The organism is Ruminococcus hominis (assembly GCF_014287355.1).
Lineage (GTDB): Bacteria > Bacillota > Clostridia > Lachnospirales > Lachnospiraceae > Schaedlerella > Schaedlerella hominis.
Genome location: NZ_JACOPE010000001.1, coordinates 3,381,335 through 3,393,968 on the forward strand (window position 1 = coordinate 3,381,335; position 12,634 = coordinate 3,393,968).

General features: G+C 44.0%; 10 protein-coding genes and 1 pseudogene. All 11 read right to left on the reverse strand.

What is annotated here, in order from left to right; all coding sequences use genetic code 11:
• Positions 1 to 46 precede the first annotated feature (46 nt).
• Positions 47 to 1,096 carry a DUF5688 family protein gene (locus H8S40_RS15535; protein ID WP_186865582.1) on the reverse strand — a complete coding sequence of 350 codons (1,050 nt, stop codon included), beginning with the start codon at positions 1,094 to 1,096 and terminating at the stop codon, positions 47 to 49.
• Positions 1,097 to 1,124: 28 nt separating this feature from the next.
• Positions 1,125 to 3,236 (reverse strand): DNA topoisomerase 3, encoded by a 2,112-nt coding sequence (locus H8S40_RS15540; protein ID WP_044932415.1) that lies wholly within the window; start codon positions 3,234 to 3,236, stop codon positions 1,125 to 1,127.
• Between the two features lie 72 nt (positions 3,237 to 3,308).
• Positions 3,309 to 4,043, reverse strand: a complete 735-nt coding sequence (locus H8S40_RS15545) for a CD1107 family mobile element protein (RefSeq protein ID WP_186865583.1) — start codon at positions 4,041 to 4,043, stop codon at positions 3,309 to 3,311.
• On the reverse strand, positions 4,018 to 4,326 hold the full coding sequence (locus H8S40_RS15550; RefSeq protein ID WP_005334805.1) for a DUF4315 family protein: 309 nt from the start codon (positions 4,324 to 4,326) through the stop codon (positions 4,018 to 4,020). The genes H8S40_RS15545 and H8S40_RS15550 overlap by 26 nt, the downstream gene beginning before the upstream one ends.
• 26 nt (positions 4,327 to 4,352) lie before the next feature.
• On the reverse strand, positions 4,353 to 6,596 hold the full coding sequence (locus H8S40_RS15555) for a C40 family peptidase (RefSeq protein WP_101884927.1): 2,244 nt from the start codon (positions 6,594 to 6,596) through the stop codon (positions 4,353 to 4,355).
• Positions 6,597 to 6,647: 51 nt separating this feature from the next.
• Positions 6,648 to 7,106, reverse strand: a complete 459-nt coding sequence (locus H8S40_RS15560) for a hypothetical protein (protein WP_186865584.1) — start codon at positions 7,104 to 7,106, stop codon at positions 6,648 to 6,650.
• The gene (locus H8S40_RS15565) at positions 7,090 to 9,531 is read right to left on the reverse strand and encodes a VirB4-like conjugal transfer ATPase, CD1110 family (protein ID WP_114100250.1); all 2,442 of its coding nucleotides are present in this window, start codon (positions 9,529 to 9,531) and stop codon (positions 7,090 to 7,092) included. Before H8S40_RS15565 ends, H8S40_RS15560 begins: the two co-directional genes overlap by 17 nt.
• Positions 9,512 to 9,901: a PrgI family protein gene (locus tag H8S40_RS15570; RefSeq protein WP_033126086.1), complete on the reverse strand. Its 390-nt coding sequence runs from the start codon at positions 9,899 to 9,901 to the stop codon at positions 9,512 to 9,514. The genes H8S40_RS15565 and H8S40_RS15570 overlap by 20 nt, the downstream gene beginning before the upstream one ends.
• Positions 9,902 to 9,923: 22 nt before the next feature.
• Positions 9,924 to 10,796 carry a VirB6/TrbL-like conjugal transfer protein, CD1112 family gene (locus tag H8S40_RS15575; protein WP_158371229.1) on the reverse strand — a complete coding sequence of 291 codons (873 nt, stop codon included), beginning with the start codon at positions 10,794 to 10,796 and terminating at the stop codon, positions 9,924 to 9,926.
• 19 nt (positions 10,797 to 10,815) lie between these two features.
• Positions 10,816 to 10,908, reverse strand: a pseudogene (locus H8S40_RS16495) (Maff2 family mobile element protein); the annotation flags it as partial.
• A gap of 90 nt (positions 10,909 to 10,998) precedes the next feature.
• On the reverse strand, positions 10,999 to 12,609 hold the full coding sequence (locus H8S40_RS15585) for a recombinase family protein (RefSeq protein WP_117962491.1): 1,611 nt from the start codon (positions 12,607 to 12,609) through the stop codon (positions 10,999 to 11,001).
• Between the last annotated feature and the right edge of the window lie 25 nt (positions 12,610 to 12,634).

Here is a 12,634-nt window from a genome sequence, read left to right on the forward strand (position 1 = left end):
TTATGCCGCAGGGCTTTTTATTAGTTGACGAGATGATTATTTTTTATTAAAGTTCCATATCGTGCTTCTTTGTTTTCGGTTTCTGATCCGGCTGTTCTTTTCCTGCTTTCTCTGTTTTTGCAGCCTGCGCTTCTTTTTCTTTCTGACGTTCTGTAAATCTGTCGGCTTTTTCAAAGACGTGATCCTTTGTGTCAAAGTGATATACATCATTGGTAAGGCGTTCTGCTGGTGCTACCTGAGTCGCATTGACTTCTTTTACCATATCTCTTAACATTTCAGCATCCACTTGCCCGTCATCCGGTAAAATCAGCATTTCATGAATGGATGATGGCAAAATAAAGAAATCATTTCCCAGAAGTTCCCCCATGTTATCCATGAATTCCGGATAAAAGATCACACCGGCACCATCAACTCTTTCTGTATTTGTAACAACAAAGAATGTCGGCATCTCACTTGATTCCTGCAATGTTTCCTGCAGCATTTCACGTTCATCCGGTGTCAGCATGAGAATATTTTTCTGATACATTTCATCTATCAATGCACCTATACTTGATACCTCCGGGACCATAACTCGTGGTGAACTTTTCATAGCATCTTCATGAAGCTGTTCTGCTGAGATTCCATACTGTTCAAGCAGATCATTCTTGATAAACATGGAACTTAATCCATTCTCATCCTTGTCTACTGCCACATGATAGGTAATTGCGAGGTCTTCTTTCAGCTGGTGTGGAGCATTTTCGAGGACTTCCTTATTTGCTTCGGCTGATGATACACGGATAAACAGCTTGTCCTTCACATCTTCATAATTAAAAATAGCTTTCAGATCAACCTGTATCGGTGCCTCAATAACTATATCTGCAATCTTTCTGCATACAGTTTCCATTGTTACGCCAGGCTGTGCTTTATATGCTTCATACAACTGATTAAGATTGATCGTCGGGATAAGCATCTCACCTTCTTTTCTCACCATCAATCCCGTATAGGCACGGTTCAGTTGCTGACACTCCATCGTTGATACTTCTACATTCTCATACTCCTCTGGTAAAAAGAGTTTGATATTATCCTTTACTTCACTTACAAATTCGTTAAAATTCATTCTTCGTTTCCTCCTCTAATCTGTTTTTTTATTTCTTTTTGCTTTTGTTTTTTGATTTCTTTTTGGGAAAGGATAAAGAAAAATTCACCTTTCCGGTTTCATCTGTATCCATATGGAGATCTGCCTCAAAGTACATATTTTTCTTTCTGGAATACAGGTCTTTCACATGCACACTTCCGTTTTTCAGAAGTTCTGCAGCCATCTTTTTATCCATGGTTTTTTCCATGCTCTGCAGATAGCGGTTATCTTTCCAGAGCGCAAAGTGACAATCATGGTTGCTGCAATAGAAGTTGGGTTTGCTTTCATATACCAGGCTTCCACATACCGGACATGTTCCAATGCTTTCTCTGGTCTGAAATCTTCTTGTTTCTTCTTCGGAAATCGCATCGCATCCATTCAGCATCATGGTCAGCATGTTTTTGATCCCGGTCATAAACTGTTCCGGTGCAATCTCTCCATGCTCCATCAAGAGCAGCTGGTTTTCCCATTCTGCAGTCATACTTGCAGATTTCAGGAAGTCCGGCAGGATCTCCACAAGGACTTTTCCATCCTCTGTTGGAAGAATCTGTTTTCCTTTTCGGGTGGCATACTGGGAATAGATCAGTTTTTCGATGATACCGGCTCTTGTTGCCGGAGTTCCTAATCCTTTCTTTTCTGTATCTTCATCGAATTCCTTATTTCCAGCAGTTTCCATTGCCGCAAGGAGCGTATCTTCACTGTATGGTTTTGGCGGTGATGTGAAATGTTCTGTCTTTTCTGCAGCTACAGCATAGAAAGTCTGTCCCTGGGTTACTTTCGGGATCTTCTCTTTCATTTCCTGATCCGGATCTACGATTGCCATGCGGTCCTTATTCTTGAAGCAGTTTTCAAAGAGTTTCCATCCATCCTGCAACACAGTTTTTCCTTTTGCTTTGAAGATTTCTCCCTGGCATTCCACTTCAATCTCTGTTTCCTGGTAAACGTGCTCCTTACTCATTGCCATGACCGTGTGAACTGCAATCAGGAAAAGAATCTTTTCTTCCCAGGATTTCAATTCATCCAGATGGCAGGATGAAAGCTCCATCGTTGGGATGATTGCATGGTGATCTGTCACTTTGCTGTTATTCATGACTTTCTTCACATCCGGCTGTTCCGGCTGATCAAAAGGACCTGTCAGTTGATATTTCTCATAAATCTGACGAACCACATTTCTTGCGGTCTGCTCCATATCTTCGGTCAGATACTGGCTGTCCGTTCTTGGATAAGTGATCAGTTTCTTTTCATACAGGTTCTGAGCGGTATCCAGTGTCTGTTTGGCTGTCATTCCGTAGATACGGTTTGCTTCTCTCTGCAGTGTGGTCAGATCATAAAGCTTTGGTGCTTTTACTTTCTTTTCCGTTTCTTTTACTGCTGTGACAATAGCTTCACTTCCTTGGCATCTGCTTCTTAACTGTTCCGCCTCATCCGGATCAAAGATTTTTGGCTTTACAGCCGGAATTCCATCACAATCGAGTTCCACATTGAAATACTTTTCTTTCTGGAAATTGCTGATCTGTCCGGCACGTTCCACCAACATGGCAAGTGTCGGTGTCTGAACCCTTCCAACGGTCAGCTTTTTGAAGTACTTTGTGGTGTAAGCTCTGGTTGCATTCATTCCTACCAGCCAGTCAGCCTGAGAACGGCATACAGCAGCTTCGGCCAGATGTCGGTATTCCTCTGCGGATCTCAGATGCTGCATTCCATCAAGGATTGCTGAATCTTCCAGAGAACTGATCCATAATCGTTTCACCGGCTTTTTACTTCCGGATAAGTCATAGACATGTTTGAAGATTAATTCTCCTTCACGTCCGGCATCACAGGCATTTACGACGTATTCAATTTCCGGACTGTTGAGCAGTCTTTTTAAGATATAGAACTGATCTTTCTTATCTTCTGAGACTGTAACTTTCCAGTCTTTCGGGATGATCGGGAGATCTTCATATCTCCACTGGTTAAATTTCTCATCGTAAGCATCCGGTGAAACATATTCGGCCAGATGTCCGAAGCACCAGCTGACCATACAGTCGGTTCCTTGTAAATATCCGTCTTCTCGTTCCTGTGCTCCAATCACTTCTGCGATTGCTCTTGATACACTTGGTTTTTCTGCAATTACTAAATACAAGATGTATTACCTCCTTCATATAACGAAACGGAGAGAGCATGTTTTACAGCCCCCTCCGCTAAAAAAGTTTATTTATTTTTCATTTTCTTCAAAATCTTCGTCTTCAGACTCTTCCTCATCCGGAACTTCTTCCAGTCCACCTGTTTCCAAACCTTCCGGCTGATCATCCTCATCTTCCTCTTTTTTAGGTTTATAGATCTTGAAGTAGTAGTAAGCTGCCACGCCGCCGAGAGCCAAAATCAGGATTGTTGCCATTGCACCCATATTGGTTTTTGCAGATGCTGTTTTCTCCGGATCAATGGTAGCTTCCTTGTCTACATCCTCATTATTTGTCTCATCCAGCACAACCTTCGATGTATCCGGCTGTGGTGTTACAACAGCAGCTGTACTGTCTTTATCCAGAAACTCGGACAGATCATTCTCATCAATCTGAGATAACATATAGACATTCTGGGATGTGGCACTGCGGTCGATCACGATATAGAAAGTGTTGTTATTCTTCGTTGTAACCGTAAGAAATTCCTTTGTGGAATCATCGGTAATGTCATCCTTGACTTCACCATTGCCAGGTGTCGTAAATGCAGTTCCCTGGTCTGTTCCATCTTCTGGCAGCACCTCGTTTGTGTTTGTCGCCTCGTCCTTTTTCTCTTCTTTGTCTGTTGACTGTTCCGTCTGAGTTGTCTCTACTTTGGATGCCTCTGCTGATTCATCCACATAGGCAAATGCTGTGGTTGATGCTGTAAAAAGCATCATGACTCCCAACAGCAGTCCTGCCATTTTCTTATTCATTTTCTTCCATTTCACCATTCTGATATTCCTCCTTATTTTCTTCTGTGAATACAAAGGAGCCTGAACCTTCATCGTCAGACTCCCTGCTTACCTGAAATTTAACTTTTCCACTCTGGATACCATCCAAAAGATCATATAACTGATCATTATCCATCTTCATACCACGGATGCACCTGATCATCTCATTGTCCTCTTCCTGCTTTAATGCAGCCTGGACACCCCTAAGATATTGCTGCAGATCCGCGATCTTTTTCTCTGTCTTGGCAATCTCATCCAGATATTTTTTAATCTTTTTATTCAAACTTTCACCTCCCTTCGTTCACCCCTTTATGGCAGTCTTCCAAAGCACATGAAATGTTGCTGCCAGTAGGATGTGCTGATATTTGAGTAATGGATCGGATCCCCGCAATGGATCATCATATTGTTACCGACATAGATACCCACATGGCTTGCACCGGATGTGTTATACGTTCCCTGGAAGAAAATCAGATCTCCTGGTTTTGCTTCTCCCGGTGATACATAAGTACATACGCCTCTTAATCCTTCTGCGGTCAATCGTCCATAGTTCCATCCATTACCACAATGGTTAAGGACATAGGATACGAAACCTGAGCAGTCAAATCCAGATGGAGAGTAGCCACCCCATACATAAGGTACTCCCAGATATTTTTCTGCTTCTCGGATCATCCGGGCAAATTCTTCATCCTGCAGTGCTTCCGGTGGAATCTCATAACTCATTCCATTACCGCCTGATCCACTGGTCACATTGTTTACATCCCACAGATAATTTCTGTTTCCATAGGTCGTATTTAATGCATTGTAAATAATCAGCTGCTCTGCATTCAGATTGGCTCTTGCCACAGCATCAAAGCTTCCATTTGTCAGTGTCACATATAGAATCTTCTTAGTGCTTGTACTGGTAACCGTTACTTCCTGACTGCCATTGTCATCTGCGATATAGGCTTCCCAGGTCTGGTGTCCATGAGCAGAGGCTGCAGCATGGTTATCATAGTAAACGTCAAACTGCACACCATATCTTGCAAAGGCTCCGGTATCCTCAACTGTGTATTCCACACCATTCATTACTACCTTAGTGCCAATCGGCACAAACGGATTGGAAGCATCTACGGCAATGGTATGGTTTGCAGTTGGATATGCACCACTGGCAGTTGGTCCGCCTGACCATACACCACAGCAGATTCGACAGTTACAATATCCACTGGTCACTACCTGTCCCAATGATTCTCCGACTCGAACATTTCTGGTTTCTGTCACCGTTTCTGTTCGACCTTCCGTATTCAGATGATATTGTGCTTCAAAAAGAGCTTGCAGTTCATTTTCAACATCTGAGTACGTCCAGTCCCCATATTTTGCAGTAAGATACGAGATAAGATGGTATGGATTATGACCAATCTCAGCAATGTTGTACTGATACTCGTCATAATTCGGATGTCTTCGTTCCATCTCATTAATCTGCTGGTTCAAGGCACTTTCCAAAGCAGCATATCTGTTTTCGGCAGCATAGATATCCTCGTCTGAACTTGGATACGTTGTAATACCGATCACAGATCCAGCTCCCTCGATAGAAGCACTGCAGCTCCCCAGAGATACTGAAATGACTAGAAAAAGAAGCGCAAAAATACCGATGCCTGCGAACATGGCACGATTACGCTTTATGATCTCTTTCAAGGCGATCTTTGCTTTTACCGTCATGTTCTCAACACCGGCAATGGTTGTTGCTCCACCCAGACTGTCAGCGGATTTTCCGGCTCTGGCTGCTCGGTAAGCATCCTTATATCGTTTTTTCTGGAAGAAGCGGTTATAGAAATGTCTCTTTTGTTCGGCTTTCTTTACCGTTTCTGCATTCTTGACTCCTTCCATACTTTCTGCAGAACCAAATTTCAGTTTCTTTTCTACGGTAGCCTCACGATAACCTCTGCGATGGGTTTTCACATCCGTTCGTTTGCTTCGGATCTGAGCATGACGCAGACCACGTAACGCATCTTCTGTTTCACGCTCTACAAGTCTGGCACTTTCCACACCTGCATTTTCATCTGTTTCTTCCTCTTCGGGAGAGACTGCTTTTATGCCAGATATAACAGCTTGTGTAGCAATGTATTTCCCGGCTGTCCCTCCCGGTTTCATGCCAGCACCTTTCACCATCTGATTTCCTTCATCATCAAAAGATAATCTTCCGGCTTTTGCTTGTTCTTTGGTCATCTGTTTTTGCAACTGTTTCTTCCGAATGGATTTCTTTTGGCTGTTCAGATTATTATCATCATCCGGGATTTTTTCATAACGATGCAGTTTCTTTCGATATCCGGATACTTTTTCTTCCGGTGTAACTTCAACTGTATCCTCAACAGCTTCCTGCCTGGCAGAAGATTTACGGATTTTCTCCATCTGCAGTCGTTTTCCTTTTCCTGATTTTGAATCTTCATTCTCAGCCTTTTTCCGTTCCCGTTCAGGAACAAATTCTTCCTTATTTTCCGGTCGTCCTCGACTCCTGTGACTGATATCTTTTACACTACCATCACGAAGATTTTCTTCTGTCAAACCATCCCTGGTCATCTTTGCGACCTTTTTATCTTTGCCTTTAAATTCTTTTCCAGCTATAGGTCATCACCTCCTGGCACAACTTTTCTTTCTGTACTCATTCAGTTCCTGGCGTCCTATAATCGGGATACCAGGATAACCATCTGCCTGTGTCCTGATTGCTGGAGAGCTCGCCTGAATATGAAATACCCAGTTCATCTCACTCGGATCTCTTGGCCAGAATCTATTGATCAGCATGGCTTCCTTGAACTGGTTATTGTACAGATAGATCTGGGTTCGTTTATACAAAACTTCTTTCAGATCATCACTGGTAAGATGTGGGTAGATCTTTTGTGCCGGATAGAAATTCCAGAATACCCAGTCAAGGATAATATTCTGTGTTTCCAGCGGAAGCTCATACAGATGATGATCGTCATTAACTGTATGAACACGGTATCCAGGCTGCGCATTTTCCAGATTTTTCATCTGAATGTAAGGATTATCCTGGTTCCACTGCCTGATTCGGATCTTATCGATTTCCTTCATGCTTTTCCGCCTCCATTTCTTTCTCTCGTTTTTCAACTTCTTCCGGTTTTGTAGTCATCAAACTGTACAGTTTCAAGTTCTTATCGAACTTGTCCTTAAATGGAATAATTGTTGTTCCATAGAAAAGAAGTCCTTCTCCTTCCCCGGAATTCGTCACATAGGACAACTGATATGGGGAAATATTCAGCTGTTTTGCGAGGATCTGTCTGTCACCTGCCGCCTGGTTCAGCATCAGGATAAAATCACTGTTCTCAAAGATATTTTCAATTTCCCTGCTGGCAAGAAGATCTTTGATATTCTGGGTGATACCACTTGGAATACCACCCCATTTTCTGAATCTCTTCCAGATTTCTACAGAATAAGCTGCTGTCTGTTCTTCTTTGAGCAGAAGGTGGAATTCATCGATATAGTACCTGGTAGATTTGATGCCACGGTTGATCGTAACTCTGTTCCATACCTGATCCTGGACGATGAGCATTCCGATTTTCTTCAGCTGCTTTCCAAGTTCCTTAATGTCAAAGCAGACAATACGGTTATTCAGTTCCACGTTGGTTCTATGATTGAACACTTTCAGTGATCCATTTACATAGATTTCCAGTGCTGTTGCAATCCTCTGGGCCTGTGGTTCTTTCTGTTTTCTAAGGCAGTCATACAGATCACCGAGGACCGGCATATTTTCCGGTTTTGGATCTGCAAAGTACTTCTGATACACCAGTGGAAGACAACGATCGATCACGGATTTTTCTTCCGCTTCAATGCCATCCCTGCTTCCCATGATCAGCTCACATAAGGACAGGACGAAATCGGATTTTACACCAAGTGGATTGTCATCATCGGAATAATCCATATTGATATCCATCGGATTGATATAATCCTTACTGGTCGGTGAAATGTGTACGACCTGTCCGCCAAGTGCATGGACCAGTGGATAATACTCACCCTCCGGATCTCCGATGATAATGTCATCCTTCGTGACAAAGAAAGCGTTGGTGATTTCTCTTTTTGCAGCAAAGGATTTACCGGATCCAGGTGTACCAAGGATTAGTCCATTCGGGTTTTTCAGCTTTTTACGATCCACCATAATCATGTTGTTGCTGAGTGCATTTAATCCGTAATACAGGGATTCTCCTGCCATAAAAAGTTCCTGAGTGGTAAACGGTACGAAGATAGCAGTGCTGGTCGTGGTCAGTGCACGTTTGATGGGGATATGATTGACTCCCAGCGGAACACTGCTCATCAGTCCTTCTTCCTGCTGATAGTCCAGACGTTTCAGTACACAGTTGTATTTCTGTGCAATTCCGGCAGTCTGGAAGATGGCATTGTCCAGTGCCTGTTTGGTCTTTGCTGTATTTAAAAAGAGCGCTGTTACAAGGAACATACGCTCATTTCGTGACTGCAGGTCTTCTAACAGACGCTTAGCTTCTCCGCCATACGTGTTCAGATCCGATGGAATGATATCCATATCGTATCCGGCCCGGACTGCTTTTTTCTGTTCTTCGATTTTCATACGGTTGATATCCGTCACTTTGCTTTTTACCAGCTTGATTGCCTTCATCTGATCCACAGACTGGACATGCAGGTTGACGATGAGATTCTTATCAATATCCAGAAATTCTGCCAGCATTTTATCTGTAAGCTCTGGTGCCAGGATCTGTAAATAAGAGACTGCTCCGATGGTATTTCCCATACGGAATGTATTTCTGTCCTTGAATACAAAACTGGTCGGTGCCACATAATCTTTGGTATTGAGTCCAGTACGGATCATGGAACCATAATCAAACTGGAAGTCTGTCATGATATCCGGATTGAAAGTCTCATACAAAATCTGCAATCTTTCCACTCCATTCAATGGATAGGCTGGAACTCCAAGGATCTTGAAGTTGTTCAGGATATCTGATTCAATACGTTCCAGCTTTGGCTTTGCTTCCCGGATATTATCCGCTTCGATGGAAAAGGTGATATATTTTGACTTCACCAGACCGTTGTTTCCTTTTGCCAGCTGCTGTTTCAACATCTTTGCGTATTCCATACGGACATCATCAAAAGCATCCTCCTGTGGTCGGATCCGGATGACCTGCTCAAACTCCTTCATGCTGCTCTTATGGTTGATAAAGCTCAGCTGAAAATGGATACTGGCATCAAAGTAATTGAGGAAATCACACCAGTTTTCAAAGATTGCATTTTTATCTTCGTTCTGAGCCAGCTGGTAGTTGATGTCATAGAAGCGGATGCACTTAGAATACGTTTTTCCCTGTACCCTGCAGATTCCATCTCTTCCCATTTCCTTATAAGCGATCGACTGCTGAACAGACAGTTTTTTCTGCCTGCGTTTTTCCTCCTGCTTTTCCTTTTTCTTTTTCTCTTTTCTGTCTACTTTTTTGTATCCGGTATCTGCGACAGTTTTCTTATTTTTCTTTTTTCGCAACCGTTTTTCCTCCTTTCAGTTTTCCTGTATCCGGAGACTGCTTGATCTGTTCCGGATCTGTCTCATAATAGTTTTCAGTTTCATATTTTCTAACGGGTGGACGAAGAAACTTCACCCGGATCATATGCATCAGAACATCTTCCAGATGCATCCCGTCTTTTTCGTACATGGCAAATAAAAATGCCGGTAACATCAAAAGCACCATGACCGTTGCTGCATTACTATTTCCCATCACATTACGCAAGAGGAAATAGCTTGGAATTCCCATTGCAGCACCTATACCGATACAGATCAGCTGTCTTTTGGTCAGGTTAAATGCTACTTTATTCTTTACCTTCGTTAAATCTTTCGGTACGCTGACATATGCCATGATTTTCACTCCTTCCTGTAATTTAGTGCGCGTTGAATATCGACTTACTTAAAGAGGCCGTCTTAAAGAGGCTGTAACATAAGATCACTGTGTAAGCCATAACGCCAAATAATGAAGAACTCAGATTATCTGAATACTGGATACCTGCAACAAGCACTGCATAGATTGCAACGCATACCATCATCAGAAATGCCTGGAAAGCCAGGGCAAAGAGTCCTCTGAAATAATTCGTGCCGATCTGTCCCCATTCTCTGTTACTCATAGTTGCAAATGGAATCGGCGCAACTGAGGTATATAGGTAAATCTCTATCATACGTCCATACATGATCACTGTGATCAGTACAGACAGGATTCTCATACAGAAGCCGGCGATAAGGGTTTCCAGCGCCAATACAACAAGTTCTCCGATTTCCATACTTTCCAGGGTTGTGGAAAGATCCGTCAATGCCGAAGAAATATCAATGGCGGTACTTCCTGTGATAACACCGGCCGCAGAATTAACTACGTGCTGGCCCACGTCGAATACCGCCATTGTGATCGTAAAGGTGTTACTCACCAGATAAACAGCAATCCACATTTTTACGAAGTACTTGAAAAACATCCAGGTATCAATATCATGCATGTTGTTGCGCTCGGTCAGCATAGAAATCAATTCGTAGCAGAGTACGAGTGTGATAATAATACCTGCGATCGGCATGATCACGGAATCCGATAAGTTCCGGATCATACTGAATATGCTGCCGTTCCACCCTTGCGGGGTCTGTCCAACCTGGGTAGCGATCTCACCAGTCTTTTGATTGACATCAGTAAACATCGTGTCCAGGTTGGAAGTGATCATCCCGGTTAAGAGTTCCCTCATCCATTCCTCAATCGCATCAAAAATCTGACTGAACATGGATCTCTACTCCTTTCTCTTAACCAAATAATCCACTCAGAAGCGGGATCAGCTGTGTTCCGATCAGGATAACACCACCACCGCTCATCAGCTGCTTAATTCCCTGGGATTTTACTGATGTGCGATAAAGAAGTAATAGAAGTGTAAAAAATTTTGCCGTTCCTATCCGGCACTTGCGCATTGTGTCGGATAGGTCGGGCGGTTATTCGGGCAAGTCCACCTTGCCAACAAAAGAATAATAAATCTCAATGTCCTGTCTGCGGGTCTTGTTCTCGTCATAGCTGCACTCATGCACAACGATTTTCTCTACAAACTCCCGCAGCAGAGTAGGGGTAAGTTCTTCAAAGCTGGTATGCCGCCGGACAACATTCATAAACTTTTCTGCGTTCACGGTGGCTTCCTGTGCTTTGGAAAGCTCCGCTTGGATAGCAGCGGCTCTTTCTTTCAGCTCCCGTTGTTCTGCTTCATAGTCTGCCGACAGTTCTGTGAAACGCTCGTCTGATATGCGCCCGGTCACGCTGTCCTCATACAGCCGCTTGAAGATAGCGGATAACTCGGCTATGCGTTTCTCGGCGGCTTCCAGTTCCTTTTTCTTGGCGGCGTTCCTGCGTTTGCCCCCGTCCTCGTTCTGCTCAATCAAGAGTTTCATAAACCGGGCTTCATGCTTTGCCGCATAGCTGGTCACTTTCCGCAGATTGGAGAGTACACCAGCGGTCAAGAGGTCGGTGCGGATAAAGTGCGCCGTACAGTCATGGGTGCGTTTCTTGTAGTTGCCGCAGATATAACAGTCCTGCTTGCGCTTGTCCGTCTGGTATCGCTGCTGATACATCACGCTGCCGCAGTCCGCACAGAACAGTATGCCGGAGAACAAACCCACTTCATCATAGCGGTTTGGGCGTTTGCGCTGTTTGCGAAGCTCCTGCACCCGTTCCCATGTCTGGGTGTCTATGATAGGCTCGTGGTGGTTCTCGAAAATCACTTGCTTTTCCGGGGGATTTTCTACACTGTGCTTGACTTTGTAAGAAAGTTTTTCTGTCTTGAAATTTACCAGACAGCCTGTGTATTCCCGGTTTTCAAGGATATGCACTACGGTATTGGTCGCCCACTTGCACTCATAGCCGGGGTGGTAGCGGCGGGTGCTGCCCGTCCTGCGGTATTCCAGCGTTCCCGGCGTGGGGATTTGCTGCTCTGTGAGCATACGGGCTATCTTGGTCGGACCATTCCCGGCAAGACAGAGGTTGTATATCTGCTTGACTACGGGTGCAGCTTCCTCGTCAATGATGAAATTTTCGTCCTCGTCCATGAGGTAGCCATACACAGGCTTGCTTGTGATGGGCTTGCCACTCATGCCTTTTGAGCGTTTTACCGCCCGTATTTTCTTGCTCGTATCTCTCACCAGCCATTCGTTAAAGATATTCCGCAGCGGGGCAAAGTCATTGTCGCCCTGTGCGCTGTCCACTCCGTCATTGATAGCGATGAAGCGGACGCCTTTCTGTGGGAAAATCATTTCCGTGTACATTCCCACTTGCAGGTAGTTTCGCCCTAACCTCGACATATCCTTTACGATAACTGTCCCGACTTTTCCGGCTTCAATGTCCGCAAGCATGGCTTGAAAACCGGGTCTTTGAAAGTTCGCACCAGAATAACCGTCGTCCGTGTACCAGCGCAGATTGGAAAAGCCGTTCTGCTTCGCATAGGTTTCAAGGATACGCTTCTGATTGGAAATGGAATTGCTCTCGCCTTGCAGCTCGTCCTCATGGGAAAGTCTTGGGTAAAGGGCGGTAATTGGTTGTTGGTTGGTCTGTCTTAACATAAAATCCTCCGTTTCCGACAGCCAG

What these genes read in the sequence shown, in the direction of transcription:
- H8S40_RS15535 (WP_186865582.1), bottom strand. Translation starts at nt 1,096, where the DNA reads ATGAATTTTAACGAATTTGTAAGTGAAGTAAAGGATAATATCAAACTC.
- H8S40_RS15545 (WP_186865583.1), bottom strand. Translation starts at nt 4,043, where the DNA reads ATGGTGAAATGGAAGAAAATGAATAAGAAAATGGCAGGACTGCTGTTG.
- H8S40_RS15555 (WP_101884927.1), bottom strand. Translation starts at nt 6,596, where the DNA reads ATGACCAGGGATGGTTTGACAGAAGAAAATCTTCGTGATGGTAGTGTA.
- H8S40_RS15560 (WP_186865584.1), bottom strand. Translation starts at nt 7,106, where the DNA reads ATGAAGGAAATCGATAAGATCCGAATCAGGCAGTGGAACCAGGATAAT.
- H8S40_RS15570 (WP_033126086.1), bottom strand. Translation starts at nt 9,901, where the DNA reads ATGGCATATGTCAGCGTACCGAAAGATTTAACGAAGGTAAAGAATAAA.
- H8S40_RS15575 (WP_158371229.1), bottom strand. Translation starts at nt 10,796, where the DNA reads ATGTTCAGTCAGATTTTTGATGCGATTGAGGAATGGATGAGGGAACTC.
- H8S40_RS15585 (WP_117962491.1), bottom strand. Translation starts at nt 12,609, where the DNA reads ATGTTAAGACAGACCAACCAACAACCAATTACCGCCCTTTACCCAAGA.